At 42.2% G+C, this 18,539-nt stretch carries 9 protein-coding genes; 6 read left to right on the forward strand and 3 right to left on the reverse strand.

Annotated features, from left to right (window positions below; all coding sequences use genetic code 11):
- Positions 1 to 53 precede the first annotated feature (53 nt).
- From KO512_RS05990 to KO512_RS06015, 6 genes are all read left to right on the forward strand, one after another.
- A complete protein-coding gene (locus tag KO512_RS05990) occupies positions 54 to 758 on the forward strand; it encodes an acyltransferase (protein WP_215951425.1) in 705 nt (234 codons plus the stop codon).
- Between the two features lie 82 nt (positions 759 to 840).
- Positions 841 to 1,770 (forward strand): KpsF/GutQ family sugar-phosphate isomerase, encoded by a 930-nt coding sequence (locus KO512_RS05995; RefSeq protein WP_215951426.1) that lies wholly within the window; start codon positions 841 to 843, stop codon positions 1,768 to 1,770.
- A gap of 286 nt (positions 1,771 to 2,056) precedes the next feature.
- Positions 2,057 to 3,331, forward strand: a complete 1,275-nt coding sequence (gene kdsB / locus KO512_RS20455) for a 3-deoxy-manno-octulosonate cytidylyltransferase (protein ID WP_215951427.1) — start codon at positions 2,057 to 2,059, stop codon at positions 3,329 to 3,331.
- A 25-nt stretch (positions 3,332 to 3,356) separates the two neighbouring features.
- Positions 3,357 to 5,363 carry a capsular polysaccharide biosynthesis protein gene (locus KO512_RS06005; RefSeq protein WP_215951428.1) on the forward strand — a complete coding sequence of 669 codons (2,007 nt, stop codon included), beginning with the start codon at positions 3,357 to 3,359 and terminating at the stop codon, positions 5,361 to 5,363.
- Between the two features lie 143 nt (positions 5,364 to 5,506).
- Positions 5,507 to 6,253: an SDR family NAD(P)-dependent oxidoreductase gene (locus tag KO512_RS06010; protein ID WP_354667737.1), complete on the forward strand. Its 747-nt coding sequence runs from the start codon at positions 5,507 to 5,509 to the stop codon at positions 6,251 to 6,253.
- The gene (locus KO512_RS06015; protein WP_215951429.1) at positions 6,243 to 7,823 is read left to right on the forward strand and encodes an LTA synthase family protein; all 1,581 of its coding nucleotides are present in this window, start codon (positions 6,243 to 6,245) and stop codon (positions 7,821 to 7,823) included. The genes KO512_RS06010 and KO512_RS06015 overlap by 11 nt, the downstream gene beginning before the upstream one ends.
- An 8-nt stretch (positions 7,824 to 7,831) precedes the next feature.
- Here KO512_RS06015 and KO512_RS06020 read toward each other — a convergent pair whose 3' ends face one another.
- From KO512_RS06020 to KO512_RS06030, 3 genes are read right to left on the reverse strand one after another with little or no spacing between them, the layout of a single operon-like run.
- Positions 7,832 to 9,082: a capsule biosynthesis protein gene (locus KO512_RS06020; protein ID WP_215951430.1), complete on the reverse strand. Its 1,251-nt coding sequence runs from the start codon at positions 9,080 to 9,082 to the stop codon at positions 7,832 to 7,834.
- Between the two features lie 20 nt (positions 9,083 to 9,102).
- On the reverse strand, positions 9,103 to 10,425 hold the full coding sequence (locus KO512_RS06025) for an aminotransferase class I/II-fold pyridoxal phosphate-dependent enzyme (protein ID WP_215951431.1): 1,323 nt from the start codon (positions 10,423 to 10,425) through the stop codon (positions 9,103 to 9,105).
- Positions 10,422 to 17,957, reverse strand: a complete 7,536-nt coding sequence (locus KO512_RS06030) for a type I polyketide synthase (protein ID WP_215951432.1) — start codon at positions 17,955 to 17,957, stop codon at positions 10,422 to 10,424. The genes KO512_RS06025 and KO512_RS06030 overlap by 4 nt, the downstream gene beginning before the upstream one ends.
- Between the last annotated feature and the right edge of the window lie 582 nt (positions 17,958 to 18,539).

An 18,539-nucleotide genomic window follows, 5' to 3' on the forward strand; every position in this document is an offset into this window, starting at 1 on the left:
TCTTTAAATATATTATTAATAGGTGTTTTATTTTGAAATGGTTGAGGATGTTGTTGAAGGGTAAGCCAACGGTCGAGACTGAAAAAAAAATAGTCGATATTATGCCCGTAACTCCGGCCAGAAAAAAACCTAAATTGATGAAGTCTTTAAGTGATAATAATACAGTTGATATAGACTCTGCTCTTGATGTTCGTGGAAGTATTATTGTGAAAGGTACTGGGAATCATATATATTTTGGGCCTGGTATGAAGTTTAATGGCGACTTAACTATCCAAGGGGATAACAATGAAGTTGTGTTAAGTGAAGCCTGTATTGTACGTGGACGTATTTTAATTAAAGGTAAGGGCCAACGAGTGAGTGTCGGTGAAAAAACAACTTTTGGCTCGGTATATATGCTTTGCCAAGAAGGTTGTAATATTGATATTGGGCATTGGTGCATGTTTTCTCGAGATGTGGAAATACGTACCACTGACGCGCACTCTGTAATTAATCTAAAAAATCGTCGTCGTATAAACATGCCTGCTTCGATTATAGTTGGTGATCATGTTTGGGTTGGTGTTGGCGCCCTGTTGAGTAAAGGTAGCGAGATCGCGTCGGATAGTATTGTCGGAGCCTATGCTTTCATAAATGATTCATTTAATGAATCCAATGTTATTGTTGCCGGAACACCTGGGAAAGTCGTCAAACAAGATGTGACGTGGAATAGAGGACGAAAGTCTAAATTTACAGAAGATGAAATCAATCATTGGCGTAAATAGTAATTAAAAATTAAGCATAAGTAATACATTTTAGTTGTTACAAATATGTATCTGAATGTTCATTAATTTAAAGGGGATTTTCTTGAAAAGCTTTATCGATTTAGCAAAAGATGTTTTTCAAATAGAAGCAAGTGCAGTGTTGGTACTAAAAGATAAGCTTGACTGTGATTATATTAAGTCAATCGATGAAATAATAGCGACAAAAGGAAAAGTTATTATTTCGGGTATGGGGAAGTCTGGGATTATTGGAAAAAAAATCGCTGCTACATTGGCGAGTACTGGTACACCGAGCTTTTTTATGCATCCGGGTGAAGCTTATCATGGTGATTTAGGTATGGTAACCAGTGATGATATTTTTATTGCTATATCCAACTCGGGTGAAACAGAAGAAGTTGTTAAATTAATTCCTTTTTTAAAAGATAATAATAATTTCATAATAGCGATGACGGGTAATCCTAAGTCGACGTTAGCACTAGCCGCTAACACACATCTTGATGTTGGAGTTGAAGAAGAGGCTTGTCCGCTGCAGTTAGCACCAACGGCATCAACTACGGCAACACTGGCAATGGGAGATGCACTTGCTGTAACGCTAATGAAAGCAAGAGATTTTAGGCCAGAACATTTTGCGAGATTTCATCCAGGTGGATCTCTAGGACGTAGATTACTTTCTAGAGTTGAAAATGAGATGTTTACGAAGAACCTTCCATTTATATCAAGCTCCAGCTTATTACTTGATGTGATCGGTGTAATGACCACAAGCGGATTAGGAATAGCGATTGTTAATGATATTGAAAATTATGGAATAGTAACTGATGGAGATATAAGACGACTGATAAAAACCCATCAAAGTGAGGTTTTTAAAATGAATGTTTCTGAGTTTGTGACAAAAAATCCATTGTCGGTTAATGTCGGTACAAGAGTTGAAGATGCATTGATTTTGATGGAAAATAAAGGAGTCGGCGTTTTGCTTATCAAAAAGAATGATGAAGTCGTTGGCGTGTTTAAGAAATAAAATACTCTTTGGTTTTTGCGAAGTTTTTCAAAGATTATTGTTTATGAATTTGTAAGTTTTTTTATTAGAATTAATGTTTTTTGTGGTTTGGAGTTTGTTTTTTGTTTGATAGTATTTTGCTAATGTTTGTTGGTGTTACGTGCTTTCAATAAATCATATACAAGAAATAAAACTGCTTCCTATGAGTTTAACTTCTAATGAAGTGTAGTTGATGATTAAAGCCTGTTTGAAATGTTTTTATATTAGTTAAATGAATGTACGTTGTTGTATATACGGGATAATAGAAATGAAAGTGGTCATCATAATACCAGCTCGTTATGGTTCTTCAAGGCTACCTGGTAAACCACTTGCCGATATTGCAGGCAAGCCAATGGTTCAGCATGTTTATGAGCGGGCATCAGCCGTACCAAATGTCGACCGTGTTGTAGTCGCAACCGATGATAGTAGAGTATTAGATGCGGTTGAGTCATTTTCTGGCTGTGCACTTATGACATCCTCTGAGCATGCTTCGGGTACTGATCGTTTAGTAGAGGTGATGAATCAAGTAGATGCGGATGTTTATATTAATGTTCAGGGTGATGAGCCTTTGATTAGGCCGGAGGACTTAAATGCATTAGTAAACCTTATGCAAGATGAAACAATTGATGTAGCAACATTGTGCCATGCTATAGATTCATCTGAGTCGAAAAACCCTAACACTGTGAAAGTGGTTAGAGCGCATGGTGGGGAGGCTTTATATTTTAGCAGGTCACCTATCCCTTATCCTCGAGAAGCGTCTTATGATAAATATTTCAAACATGTTGGGGTATATGCCTACAGAAAAGCAGTATTGGAACAGTATTCAGACCTGCCCGACTCTGATTTGGAAACGGCAGAAATGCTCGAGCAATTACGCATGTTGTCAGCGGGTATTCGAATCAATGTGTTAGAAGTTCAACGAACGGGTCCAGGGGTTGATACACCTGAATGCTTAGAAAAAGTGCGTGCTATTTTTCACGGAGTCGCGCACACAGCAAAACCTGAAAATCCTTTGAAAAATATTAGGCTTGTCATTACAGATGTTGATGGTGTTTTGACGGATGGATCTATTTTTTATGATGTATCAGGAGAGTGTATTAAGCGTTTTCATGTTCGCGACGGTCTGGGTATCAGAATGCTTGAGGAGTCCGGCATTCGTGTGGCGGTTCTTTCAGGACGTGACTCTGAAACATTACGTAAACGTATCCAAGATTTAGGTATCTCCATGTCGTTGCTAGGTGTTAAAGATAAATTAGCTGCTTGCGATGAGTTAATGCTGCAGGCTGAGGTCATTCGTTCTGAAACGGTTTTTATCGGTGATGATACTATTGATCTACCTGCGTTTTTAGCATGTGGTTATTCATTTGCTGTTGCAGATGCGCCAGATTACGTGAAAAATAAAGCTTCTATGGTCTTAAGCAAAGCCGGTGGGGATGGCGCATTTCGTGAAGTGTCAGATTTGATTTTAGATGCACAAAATAAGTCTGATGTTTATAGTACGGCAGAAGGTTTTGCTACTGTTATGTCGGGTGCCGCACAGTGAGTATGCATAAGGATATATAATTAATATGATTGGTTATGTATCAAAAGGCATTGCGAAAATACCTTTTCTTGAGTCATTTACTGGGATGCCTTGCTCATTATTGACACACAATGTTACACAAGATGTCTCATATATAGCGGGTTGGGGATTAAAATCCTCAGCTAAAAAGGCTCGAAATTTGGCGCTAAAGTTTCACTTGCCATACCTTAGCTTAGAGGATGGGTTTATTCGTTCTTTAGGACTGGGTGTTGATGGTTCGCTACAGCATAGTATGATTATCGACAAATCAGGAATCTATTATGATGCTACTCGTAAAAGTGATTTGGAAGATCTTATCTATGGCTTAGATAAATTATCTGCTGTTAATGATATTCGTGCTCATCGCTGTATTAGCGATTTAAAACGTTACCAACTTTCTAAATATAATCAGTCTTCTGATAAATTCTTATGTTCTTTATCTTCGGGTAAACCGGTTGTTTTAGTGGTTGATCAAACGTTTGGTGATGCTTCTATTGAATATGGCATGGGTTCTGAAGACTCTTTTAAAGAGATGCTTGAAACTGCTATTGAGGAAAATCCTGATGCTGAAATTCTAGTAAAAATTCATCCCGATGTTTTAGCTGGCAAGAAAAAAGGTTATTTGCTAGAAGTAGCAAAAAAATATAATTGTCAGATTTTAGCTGAAGATATAAACCCTTGGTCAGTCTTAGATGTTGTTGAACATGTCTATGTTGTTACCAGTCAACTTGGTTTTGAAGCGTTAATGGCAGGTAAAAAAGTCACCTGTTTTGGGATGCCTTTCTACGCGGGATGGGGGCTTACTGATGATCGACAGACTTGTAATCGACGTGGTGTATCACGTTCATTAGAGCAGGTATTTTATGCTGCCTATATTCAATATTGCCGTTATATTAACCCTTATACAGGTGTGCCTTGTCAGCTTGAAGATACGATTAAATTGATTGCTCACCAGAAACAACACCTAGAAAGGTATCGTGGGAGCTGGTTTGCAAGCGATTTTTCTAATTGGAAGATTAAATTTATACCTCATTACTTAGGGTTAGGTGCAGCTGTTACTTTTACAGAGAACCTTGAAAAGGATATTAATAAATTACAGTCGGGTGATAACCTCCTTATTTGGTCTAGTCGAATAAGTGATAGAGCTGAGCTGCTTTGTAAACGGAATAATCTAAAGCTATGGCGTATGGAAGATGGTTTCATTCGCTCAGTGGGCTTAGGTACTGATCTTGTACCACCACTTTCCTTGGTGATCGACTCCTGTGGTATCTATTATGATTCGACTAAACCGAGTGATCTTGAGAATATATATAATACCTATACATTTGATGAGAGTTTATTGCTACGGGCTGAAGAGATTTGTAACCGATTAGTAGAACTTAAACTATCTAAATATAATGTTGGCGTTTCAACCCCTCTTGTATTACCTAGCGATAGAACAATAATTTTGGTTCCTGGGCAAGTAGAGACTGATGCCTCTATTGCTAAAGGCTCTCCCGTTATTAAAACAAACCACGCTCTATTAGATGTGGTTAGAAAAGAAAATCCTGATGCTTTTATTATCTATAAACCTCATCCTGATGTTTTGAGTGGAGGTCGCTTTGGTGATCTGCAAACCACAGCAGAGACCCTATATGATTTGATGGTTACAGATATTTCAATTACTGATTTGTTCGATGTTGTAGACGAAATTCATACCATGAGTTCATTGTCTGGGTTTGAGGGCTTATTGCGGCAGAAGAAGGTTCGCACTTATGGAATGCCGTTTTACGCTGGGTGGGGGCTTACTAATGATTATTTATCGTGTGAGCGTCGCAACAAAAAATTGACACTGAACGAGTTAGTTGCTGGAGCACTGATTTTGTATCCTATTTATGTTGACTCTGAGTCAGGCGACGTTATTGATATTGAGACGGCTATTGAGCTGCTTAGTAAAAAATTGGGTAGCCCGCAACGCCCTAGTATTAAGACACGAATATATAGAGTTATCAGAAATAGATTCTTGAAAAGATGAAAAATTATAGTAACAAGTAATGTCGTCATTGTTTTTTCTCTTCGTATTTTCTATTTTAAATAACGTGGACTTTTGTCCTGTATTAGAAAATAAATGTATGCTCAGAAAGTTATTTAATATGGGGCTGTAGTAAATTGAAAATAGTGATCACTGGTGCAACGGGGTCAATTGGTGGGGCGTTAGCGCGTACCTATGCAAAAGACGGCTGCTCTTTAGTTTTACAGGGGCGTAATGCAGATCAACTGGCTTTGTTAAGTAAAGAATGTATTGCCTTAGGTGCTGATGTATCGGTCGTTAGTTTTGATTTAAGTGATTTGGAAATGACGCAGCGTTGGTGCGGTGAACTTGTTGCTGGCGGTGTGCCTGATATTGTTATTGCTAATGCAGGTATAAACATTAATACAGGCGCAGAGCAGTCGGGAGAACAATGGTCGCAAATGGAGGATTTGCTCAATCTGAATGTTAAATCAACTATGATGTTAATTCATCATATGGCACTAGCGATGAAGCAACGAAAAGCTGGTCAACTAGTCTTAATGAGCTCGCTTGCTGCTTATTATGGTTTGCCTGTTACGCCGAGTTATAGTGCTAGTAAAGCAGCACTTAAGGCGTATGCGGAAGGGATTCGAGGTTGGTTAGCACCGCATAATGTCGGTGTTACGGTGGTTATGCCTGGTTATGTTTCCTCCGATATGTGTCATGCGATGCCGGGTCCGAAACCATTTATGTTGGCACCCGAGCGAGCAGCTAAAGCTATTAAGCAGGGTGTGGCTAAAAACCGTGCTCGTATTAGCTTTCCATTTCCGCTTAATTTTGGCTGTTGGTGGCTGGCTGTGTTGCCATCAGCTATTTCGCAACGCATTGTAAAATGGATGAATTATGGAGGCTAATTCAGTTTTTTTAGCATCAGGGTTGTCATTATTGACTGCGCCGCTATTGGTTGGTCTGTTTCTCTCTTTTGCTATGGAATGGTTGTTACAGCCTCGCGCTATTGTTTTTTGGAGACGACCATTCCCTCTTTTATGCTTACACGTGGGAAGTTTTATACTGCTGTTCAGCTTATCTCTTTTAGTATTTTGGCGTCCTTGGTTTGCATTGGGAGTTGTGTTGGCATTTCAGCTGCTACTTGTGCTGGTCAATAATGCTAAATATCACTCGATGAGGGAACCCTTCCTAATTTATGATTTTGAGTACTTTACCGATGCGATTAAACATCCACGGCTGTACTTACCTTTTTTTGGTATTTATAAGGCGATCCTAGCTGCTATCGGTTTTCTCGGCGTTGTAACGCTAGGGTTAAGCCTAGAAACTTCATTATTGGATACAAGTGATTGGCATTATGGATTGGTCATATTTTGCATTATAGTGATTTCATCTGCGCTGATTGTTATAGGGGTTGTCTCAAATAAAGTAAAAATGACGCTATTACCAGAAGAGGATTTTTTGAGGGTCGGCCAGGTCGCTTTTTTATGGCTTTACGGCATGGAGCATCTTTTTTTTAAGCCCTCTCAAGCTTCAGTTCGGATGAGTCTTACGGATGACAGTCTGCATGAGAGGCTCTTACCCTGTTCATCTTTACCAAATGTGGTTGTGGTGCAGAGTGAGTCTTTTTTTGATGTACGTAAAGATTATGATCTTCTGAAGCTTGGGGTGTTGGCTCAGTTTGATAATATCTGCCAAGAGTCGGTGCAGTTCGGTCGGTTGTCGGTGCCTGCTTGGGGGGCTAATACGATAAGAACAGAGAGCGCCTTTTTAACGGGCTTGCCTGCTCGTTTTTTTGGCGTTCATCAGTTCAGCCCTTATCGTTATTTTATGAAGCATCAGCCGTTTACTTTGGCGCATGCGTTAAAAGAACAGGGTTATCGTACCATTTGTATTCACCCCTATGAGGCGAGTTTTTATTTTCGAGATCGGTTATATCCACAGTTAGGCTTCGATGATTTTATTGATATCAATGCTTTTTCTAGCGACCAAAAAGAAGGGCAGTATATCGGTGATGTGGCACTTGCTGAGAAAGTTGCTGAGATACTTGCAGAAGCCGAACAGCCTTTGTTTGTGTTTGTGATTACTATGGAAAATCATGGTCCATTGCACTTAGAACAACCATTAGTGACTGATAAAAAATTATTTTACAAAATGGGCAAGCAACCGGAAGGGTGTGATGATTTAACTGTCTATGCTCGTCATTTACACAATGCGGATAAGATGGCGTATATGCTACATGAACAGTTGCAGCATAACGCCAGAGAAGGAGTGCTGTGTTGGTATGGTGACCATGTGCCCATTATGGCTGATGTATATAATGGGCTGGGAGAGCCTAGTGGCTTAACTGATTATTTTGTATGGAGTTCTAAGCATAATAACGCGAGTACCAATACTTTTTCTAAAGAAGGTCAGAAGATGGATGTCTCAGATCTCGCTGCTCTCGTGTTAGAACAAGTAATAGAAAAAAACATGTGACAGCTAGCTTAGGGTAAGTTAACTGGGTGTTGTTTCAATAGCGTTGCCAAGGGGCATACGGGCATGGCTAAGCGTTTAACGGCTTCCTCTACACCTAACTTAATGCCGTACGGACTAAAAAAACCGCCATTAATTTGTGTCGTATGAATAACGGTGTTTCTAAACAGCTTAAATAACTTTGCGTCTGGTTTTTCTGTATCCTGCCAAAATTTGTCGAGGCTGCACTGTGCGGTTAACCCTGGGAGGTTATATATAGGGTCAGATAAGGTTAACGTTCGACAATTATGTCCTAATGCGCTACCGCCTACAGTGCTATTAACAATGATCACCGCTTCGCAATGGTGTAGTAGAGTGGGCAGGTGCCCGCTTTCTATATAGACGGTTCTACCTTCTATCCCCATCTCTTTTTCTAAACGAGCAATGATTTTATCGAAAGTTGTAAAGCCTGTATCTAGCGGGTGGTTTTTTATGAGTAGTCTGGACTCAGCTGGCGCTGAACGTGCAAATGATTGCATCACTTGGCGTATAACATTAGCCATATTCGCAAAAGGTGAGTGCACCTTGATCTGACTGTCACTGTCCAACTGAAGAGGCAGTATATAGAAAGGTTTTTTACTCGTTAATAGGTTTTCTATTCGTTTTTTATCTCTACGTTTGTAATACGGCATCTTAGCAAAACGAATCCCCCAGCCTAATAGCTCGATTCCCGAGATGTATGGCCGATGTGTTTGGTAACCTTTATATAAAATAGGATTCAGGATATTAGGCAGGTGATAGCCAATCTCATGTATAGCTAACAGCGATGTAGGGTTTGTTACGGATTTTCCGTCCCTATAGGCGGGGATGTTTTTACTCACCTCACGATACCAGTTGGGATCACGAGGAAGGCGAGAGTGGCCATTAATTCCCTCTTCTTCCATGGTTAACCAATTAGGTCGAAAGTAACCCTCATCAAAAATATGTAAGCGTATAGCATATTTTTTTGACAGCGAAATCGCTGGAGAATGTACGGGTCGGGTATCGCCCATCATGATGATATCGGTAATCTGATAAGAGTTAAGCTTCTCTTCCAGATAGTCTGGAAATTGTGTAGCGTTTCCGCGAAAACTCCAAGCAGGTTTGTTGATCCAGTAGACTGCGTCTCCGGGGTTAAAGTTTATCCGGTGTACCTGCGCGCCCAGAGATAAAATTTTGTCTGCTAATTTGGAAAAAAACGGGCTTGTCGGCCCTTGCAGAAAGAGGAACGTCCTGTGTTTCAATGAATATCGTCCGATAGATGTTAGATAAGAGACTTGAGAGTCTCTAGTGTGTACTTAATTTGTTCTTCTGTGTGTTCGCATGATAAGAAAAAGCGCAATCGGGCACTTCTTTCGGGCACGGCAGGATAAAGAATAGGCTGCACATTAATGCCTTTTTCAAGCAGCGTCGCAGACAGATTAGCCGCTTTGACTGAACTGCCTAAAATAATAGGTATGATGGCAATACCAACGCTTTCACCCGTATTAAACCCTAGCGCTTTAGCTTGTTGAATAAAGCTTTGAGAAATGGCTCTGAGTTTCTGTATCCGTTGTGGCTCTTTGTGAATGAGTTGTAGTGACGCTAATCCAGCGGCGGCGATTGGCGCGGGTATACCGACACTGTATAAAAAACCCGGTGATAGGTAACGGAGATTTTCAACTAATGCAGACGAGCCTGCAATATAACCTCCACAGCCAGATAAGGTTTTACTTAAGGTTCCCATCCATATATCAACATCTTTACCGGCGACGCCTGATTCTTCACGTAGCCCTTTACCGGTTTTGCCTAGAACACCGAAGGAGTGTGCTTCGTCCACCATGAGAAAAGCGTGATGTTGGCGTTTGATATCAACCAAGCGTGCTAGGTCAGGGTAATCTCCATCCATGCTGTAAAGACCTTCTACTACGATAAGCACCTGTTCATATTGGTCACGGTTTTCAGACAGAAGGTTATCTAGCGCATCGAGGTTGTTGTGGCCGAAGGGGATGCGTTTTGCGCCAGAAAGTTGTGAGCCGACCACAGAGCTGTTGTGGATGTATTCATCATGAATGATCAGGTCTTTAGGGCCGAATAAGTATCCAATGGTGGATACATTAGTGGCGTGGCCACTGACATATACTAATGCGTCTTCTACTTCATAGGTGGCGGCGATCGCTTGTTCAAATTCCTGATGAATAGGGCGTTCGCCGGACACAATACGGCTGGCTGATACCGATGTACCGTATTGAGCAATGGCATCTATGGCAGCCTGATTTACATCGGGGTGTCCTGATAGATTAAGGTAGTTGTAGCTGGCAAAATTGATGACTGTTTGGTTATCGATTACTGTTGTTGCTCCAGCACAACCTTGGTGTGCCTTAAAAAAAGGACTGGGTATGCCCAAGGTTGTAGCACTACTCTTAATGATTTGAAGTTGTTTATATCCAGGGTGTTGTTCAAAGCTATTGTATTGACTTAACTTATTGTTGGCGCCTTTTTGAGGCGCCGGCTTCCAACCAGCAGATGCAGTGCTCTTTAATTTTTTATCCAGTGTTTTTTGGATAAGTTTTTGCTTTAGGCTTTGAGCTAAGTTTTTAGATGTCACTTGGGGCTATCTCCCTCTGCCATGTGTTGGCCGATGACGTGGTTGACCATATCAGCTTCTTCCTGATGTTCCCCACGTAACTGCGCCACTATGCGTGCACTTAATTTCGCTAGTGTTGGCGTTTCACTGAGGGCCATGACTGAGATAGTCACCCCCAGCAGTGACTCGATAGCAGACATCAGCTCAACACCCATTAATGAGTCCAGCCCCATATCGTACATCGAGCGGTTCATATCGAGTTTCTCTTCTGAGATCATCAATATCTGGCTTAATTTTGCAGTCAGTAAGGCTTGGATTGTATCGGTTAATTCGGCATCGGTCATAGTGAGTAATTCTGATAACTCAAGGCGGCTATCGTCTTCGTTTTCACTGTCATGACTGCTTAACGCGACTTCCCTAAATTTCTCTTGGTTTGATGTTGGCAGGAAGCGGTTTAATGGCCCCCAATCGAATTCAAGTACACCCATACTGCCTATATTATTGAGTAACATTTGCTCAAGCGTATTGAGGGCAATCTCAGAGGCAAGTGCTTTGCCACCGATTCTGCTTTGTAGAGCATCTTTTATTTTTTCGTTACGGGCAAGAAAACCTACATCGTCAATGGCACCCCAGCGAGGGCAGGTGGCGGGTTTTCCCCGTAATCTTCTATTTGCGGTTAAGGCTTCCAACGAGTGATTGGCCGCTACATAGCTGCTTTGACCCGGGTTACCCAGCAGTGTTGTCGCAGATGAGTAGAGCACAAAGAATTCAAGATCTAGGCTGTCGGTTAACTCATCCAACCACTTCGCGCCAGCAATTTTAGGGGTTAGCACACGGTCAATTTGTTCGTTACTTAAATTGGCAGCGAGACTGTCTTCAATAACGGCAGCAGCATGAACAAGTCCTTTAATAGGCGGCATTTGTTTTGCTGCTTTTGTTAGCAGAGCCGATAGAGCATCACGGTCACTGACATCACATGCTTCAGCCATAACGCTAATACCTTGCTGTTCAAATTCAGCCAGTGCAGTTAGGGCTTCATCTGAGCGAGGACCGCCACGACTGATTAAAATAAGGTTTTTAGCACCTAGTGATACCAGCCATTGTGCTGTCTTAAGACCAAAGCCACCTAAGCCTCCAGTAACAAGGTAGCTGGCGTTTTCAGATAATTTGAGTTTTTGTGGTTTTTTAACCGCTTCTTTTGGTGCTCTGGTTAGCACTTCTTGTTCATATGAAACAACAATTTTGCCAATTTGCTTCGCTTGTTGCATAAAGCGGAAAGCATCAACCACATAGTTTGCATCAAACCGTGTATAAGGCAGAGGGAAGAGTATCTCGTCCTTAAATAGTTGCATCATCTCTTGGAATAGTCGATGGGTTAAGGCTGGTTTTTCTTGCATTAACTGGTCGGCGTCAATACCGAAGTAACTGATATTATTACGGAAAGGGCGCAAACCTATTTGTGTGTTTTCATAAAAATCACGCTTACCTAGTTCAAGGAAGCGGCCAAAGGGTTTCAAAACCCTAAAGTTTTGATTTATGGCTTCACCGGCTAATGAGTTGAGAACAACATCAACTCCGCGCTCATCAGTCGCCACTAAAATCTCTTCAGCGTAGGTTAGAGAGCGAGAGTCATAGATGTGTTCAACACCCATCATTGTAAGGAAGTCGCGCTTACTATCTGAGCCAACAGTGGCATAAATTTCAGCACCAATCCATTGCGCAATTTGTATTGCAGCAATACCGACACCGCCAGCCGCACCATGAATTAAGACTTTTTCGCCTGGCTCTAAGCGACCGAGGTAGTGCATTGCATAATAAACAGTGAAGAAGGTGCTGGGTATGGTGGCTGCCGCCTCAAAGCTGATGCCCTGAGGTATATGGGCAATGGCGCTGGATTGGGTTATTACCGAGTTACTGAAGCTGGCAGGGCCAAAGCCAACGACCAAATCACCGGCTTTATAATCGGTTACGGAACTACCGACTTCTGTTACTTCACCTGCAAACTCAAAGCCTAGTGTTGGCCCTGCAAAACCGTTCTCAATGGCTTCGTCTGATAGTAACCCGAGTGTGTACATAATATCGCGGAAATTTAGGCCCGTAGCCTTAACGTTAACGCGGATATCTTGCGCTGAAAGGCTATGTGTTGGTTTAGTAAACCAGTGCAAGTTTTTCAACTGTCCGGGAAGCTCGAAGCCAAGATAGAAGTCTTGTTTATGCGCGGCGCTTAGGGAGTCGGTCTTGTTGTGTGTCAAAGACTCTTTTCTCAAACGCGGCGCATAACGGCAACCCTGCTGATCAAGAAATAGTTCATTTTCATGGCTGGGGTTAAGAAATTCTGCATGTAAACTACTGAGCAGGCTGGGTGAAGCGGGTAAAGTCGTAATATCAATCAGGCGAATGTTTACCTGAGTTGCTTCATTCATCAGTGTACGAGCAAATCCCCATAGGGCTGCATCATCTGCCGTTGTTGAGGTATTAAATTGAGCGTGTGGATCATCACATGGATAGGTGCAGGCAACGCCTTGGGTTATTACCCATAAAGTAATAGGCTCTGGAGCGCTTTGTGCTGCATTAAATAGGGTGTTGAGTGCTTTGCAACGCGATGATAAATGCTCAAAATTATTGCGTTCATGTAGGCCTGATAGGAATAAAATATTCTCAGTTTTTGCGCCATATTTTTCTATCCACGTAGACAGTAGATCTTGAGCATCAGTTTCGGCTAATGTTTTAGTTGAGATGCTCTGTTGCTGTAAAAGTGAGCTCGATTCAGTTAATGCCGCTTTGCTGTCTTCAACAAGAGCGCTCTGAACAAGCGAATTGTTTTCATCATGTATTATCAGCCATGATTGCACTTTTGTTGCTGTATTTATAGCTATCGGATGTGCTGCTACCGGTGATTCTTTAGTGGGAGCTTGGGCACAGATAATACTGACGGAGCTGTTTTCGTAACGCTCAATAGTGTGTAAGTTTTGCAGACCTGCGGTCGTAAAAATGTCTAACCACTCGTCAGCAGAGTGTTGCTGGTTATTGTTATCAGGCCACCACTGAGGATTGCCGGCCATTAATAGATCAATCCAGTCAGCCTGCTTGGGTGCAATGATAAGTATTATTGCATTACTGTCTGTGATGGACTGTAAGTGGCGCATGAAAAGGTCAAAATCAGGTTGGCAGGCACCATTCAGGTTAATAATAACGAGTTGATGATAAGTGCAATGCGCAGTATCGACATCGAGTAATGATTGGGTTCTGAGTAAGGGGTAGTCTTCTTGTAGTTGCTCTGCTTTATCGATTGCGTCTTGTTTGAGACTGCAAAACGTATAGTCGCTACGGGTAAAGTCGAGCTTAGCGCAGAGCTGGCGTGCAAACTCTGGCGATTCAATGCCGGCTTCGAGGACTCGGATTCGTTGTCCTGGCTGCTGATCTTTTAATTGCTCAATCAGTTGATACAGCTGCGAACTTATATCATGGATAATTAACGAATTTTGCCGAGCATTCAGTAGCTCTGCATAGGTCGTTAAATCAAGGTCTAAGTCATCACAAGAGCGTTCAGCCGTGAGTAACTTTTTCAGGTGTAAGCCAAACCTGCCCATTGTTTGCGTAATAAAAAAGTAGTCAGGATAATCACGCGTCATCATCTTCCAGATCACATCGGAATGAACGGTATCATCCGCACTTTGATGAACAACTTGCCACTCATCTTCTGTCGCTCTAACCATCTCCCTTTCAAGGGCGTAATGAATAATATAAGACAATAGTTGTCCTGCATCAGGACTCAACAGGCTGAGTTGTTCTTTATAAGATTGCGTGAGGTTATTCTCACACTCAAGCTCAATGAGTGTTTCATATACAAAAGCCGACCCTAGTGCCTCAAAAAGAGGCTCCACTTCTTGAGTATACTGTTGTGATTTGGCTAATGATGCTTCTGTTAAGGTGTTGCCGATCTGTGCTGTTATATCGGGTAACAGAAACCTTCCAGGAATTTGGGCGGGTACAGCTGTTAAGTGGTAATCGAGAAAGTCTACCCGTTGGGCTGCTGATTTATTGACGCGAACGGCTCTAAAGCGGGTTTCTTTCAGCGCAGCAACCTGCACACCATTCTCATCAAAGAGTGAGAATTCCGCTGTGATCGAGTGCGGCGAACGCTTTAGTAATGAGGCTTTAGCCAGGTGCAGTTTATGTGCACCAGTGCGTACAAATATTCGGCCAATTTTGGTAGGGACATAAGCAATCCCTTGGTTGGTTGATAGCTGATCTTTCAGGAAGTGAATGATTAGTTGGAACGCGCAGTCGAGTTGACCTGGGTGTAGGGTATATTCTGGGTGTAGCTGCGGCGTAAATACAGCGAGGACTTCTGTGCTGTCTACCCAGCCATGGCTGATTGTCTGAAATGCAGGGCCATAATTAAGCCCTGCTTTACGGTTGAGCTCTAGATGAGACGCCAAGTTGAAGTCAGGGTTTGTTATAGGCAATACTGGCGATTTCTCTGACAGATGCAGGCTGGTAGGCGCTTTAAGGTAGCGCCCAGTTGCATTCTCTGACCATGCTTCTCCCGTCACATATTCACGACTATTAATAGTGATATGACCAGTATTTGGGTTTAACGATACCCTGATTTTTTTGCAGCTATTATCATCGAGCAATAGTGGCGTTTTGATCTCCAACTCTTCAAGTTCAATAACAGATGTCTCTGTTTTTGTGGTTGTGAGTGCTGTCGCTGCAAACATTAACTCAGCAAAACCAGCACCTGGGAAAACTATATTGTCTCCCACGGCATGGTCTGCTAGCCAAGGGTAATCTCCGGTATCAAGGGTATTTTCCCATGTGTTTTCTATCTGCTTAACTGGATAACCAAGAAGAGGGTGCTGCTTATCACGCATTAGCATGCCGCTAGCTTCAGCGGTCGTTTTATGCCAAAAGCGTTCACGTTGCCATGGATAAGCCGGTGTTTGAATGACTTTGCCAATGGTAGGAAATAGCTGGGCTATATCTGTCGATTGCTGATCTGTTAGATTAATAATGACATTGGATAAGGTGTGTTCAATGTTCTCAATTGAGTCATTATTTCTAGTGATAGTGCCTAATACTAGACCGTCGTGATCGGTATTTTTTAAGGCATCATTTAAGTAGCTTTTGAGTACTGGGTGGGCACCTACTTCGATAAAAGTAGTAATGCCTTCGTTAATTAGGTTTTCTATTGAACTTTGGAATTGAACGGGCTTTCTAATATTATCCCACCAATAATTGGCACCTAAGTGTGTGCCTGATAGAAATTCACCCGTGACAGTGGAGTAGAAAGGGAGCGTACTAACATTAGCGTTAATCTTAGCAAGGCTATCGATCACTTGTGATTTAACACTGTCCATTGCTCGGCTATGGAATGCGTAGTTAAGGTTAAGGCGACGATAGAAGGTACCTTGCTGTTCTAATAAGCCTTCGAAGATAGATAGTTGCTCTGGGTTACCGGCTAAAGTGATGCCTCTGAAGCTGTTAATACCGGCTAACTCGACGTTGTCGAGGTTATATTCTTGTAACCATGCGGCCGCCGTGCTGGCGTCTAGGCCTGCTGCTGTCATCTCTCCTAGGCCTGCCGTAAGTCCCTGATATTTACTTCGATAATAAATAACATGGACAGCATCTTCGAGAGAGAGTGATCCACTAGCCCAAGCGGCAGCTACTTCGCCCACACTATGGCCGGTGACAGCGTTGGCTGAGATCATCTGCTCTTTAAGGATCTCAGTGATGCCGACTTGGAGTGCAAATAGTGCTGGTTGCGCTATTTCTGTTTGAGAAAAACGCTCCTTTCCATTCTCGCCTGATAGTTCACCACAAAGAGAGAAGCCTGCAAGAGGCTGGAAGATCGTATCGATTTTTTTGATGGCAGCACGAAAAGTCTCTGAGGTTTTTAACAGAGTACGTCCCATTGTTTCCCATTGGCAGCCATTACCAGAATAAACAAATGCAATATCTGAACGTGGTTTGTCGAGATAAAAAGGAGGTGTTTCTTCCACTGTCAAAGCACGAAGTTTACGTAATGCGCTTGATTTATCTTTGGCCCAAACAACATGTGCAATGGAGTGACGTTCTTTACGGAAAAAGTAATGGTAGGCCGTATCGTAAAAAGAGATATCATCGGACTCAAGCAGGGTAGCCGTTTGCTTGAGTGAGTTCTGTAGCGCTTGGCTGTCGCGTGCGCTGACAATTAATGGCAAAGACTGCGCTTTCTCGAACTCTTGTTTTAGTGTTTGTGCTTGGTTCGGTAAGGCTTGGTTAGCAGCATCTGTTTGTGGTGGCGATTGCAGTATGACATGCGCATTGGCACCACCAAAACCAAAGGAGTTAACACCAATAGTGATTAAGCCTTCGTTTTTTAAAGGCATATTTTCAGAAACAACTCGAATATTCCATTCATCAAAGTGGATGTTCGGGTTGGGGGTTTTCATGCTAATTGTTGCTGGAACTAGCCTATGCTTTATAGAGTAAAGTGCTTTGGCTAGACCCGCGACCCCTGATGCGGTCTCCATATGTCCAAGATTACTTTTTATTGAACCGATAGGAAGAGGTGTGCTTCTATTTTGAGCTAAAGCAAGGCCTATCGCACGAGTCTCTATAGGGTCGCCGACGGCAGTTCCGGTACCATGAGCTTCAAGGTAATCGATTTGCTCTACGGAGATTTCAGCATTTTGATAGGTTTTTGCCATTAATGTTGCTTGCGCATCTGGGTTAGGTAAGGTCAAGCCAGACTTATAACCGTCAGTGTTAACGCCGGAACCCGCGGCTATCGCAATGATCTCATCGCCATCTCTTAGGGCTGCCTCATAATCTTTAAGGAAGAACAGCCCGCCTCCTTCAGAACGAACATAGCCATCAGCAGATTGATCAAAAACTTGGCAGCGACCTGTCGGAGAGAGCATGGTTGCCTTTGAGAATGCAATAAAACCATAGGGGTGCAAGTGGAGGCAAATCCCACCGGCTAATGCTTGCTCTATCTCTCCGGAACGAATGGCGTTGCATGCTTGGTGAAAAGCGAACATAGATGATGAGCATGCGGTATCAATGGCAAGACTAGGGCCATGTAGGTCAAACAGGTATGATATACGGTTGGCTGCTATGCTGGTGGTGTTTCCTGTAGAAATGGATGAATCACCAATTGTTAAGTCTTCAGCAAAACGGTAGGCGTAATCTGATCCTGAAATACCTACAAATACTCCGCAATCACTTCCTCTTAAGCTAGAGGGAGTATGGCCAGTGCTTTCAATCGCTTCCCAGGCGAGTTCCAGTAAAATTCTTTGCTGTGGGTCGATTAAAGAGGCTTCTCGAGGAGAAATACCAAAAAAACTAGCATCGAAGCCGGAAACATCACCTATTGAACCGGCAGCGAATGTATAGCTTGTACCGGGATGTTTCTTATCTGGATGCTCATAAGCATCGGACCAACGGCCTTCTTCAACATGAGTAACAAGGTTTTTGTTTTCGACAAGGTTATCCCAGATAGTGTTATTGGGGGACCCAGGAAACCTGAATGAGGTTCCAATAATAGCGATGCGTTTTTCCATGACTGTAATTTGCATTCCTCTAAATTAGCTGCGCGTATTATACGTGGAATTAGTGAACTTATAAGCCATTGCTAGTTGTAGTATAAGTGTATTTACATTGGCCTGATATAAATGAAAATAGACCTCAATATTAGCCAGCCATAACGATTTTGTTTGTGCTTTGCTTGTTCATACTTTACCACTACGTGAAGTTTATTAAAGGATATATCCCTTTTGATATGACTGAGCAGTGTTAGTAAGTGTAGTCGTTTTGAATAGGTAAGCGTGTAACGAGTAAGAGAAGGATCTCGTTTGAATTTTTCAAGGATTGCGGCTATCCATGTAGCAAATGTACGAGCACATAAAATATATATCCCACGACAACAAGTTACGAGATTAACACGCATATTATCGGCATGGTTCGCTTCTATGGATCCTATAAATACGTTATGTACTTTCTCTAAAAACACTCGGTTCCATCCGGTTGTTATCTACTAAAGGAATTATCTCACTTCGATTCAGTTTTTTATATGGGTAGTGGAATCGTATTACTGTTTTTATCTCTTGTTTTTTATGAATAATTTTTTGGCTTGTAGCTGCCAG

Origin of the sequence: Amphritea atlantica (assembly GCF_018860855.1) — a bacterium.
Lineage (GTDB): Bacteria > Pseudomonadota > Gammaproteobacteria > Pseudomonadales > Balneatricaceae > Amphritea > Amphritea atlantica_A.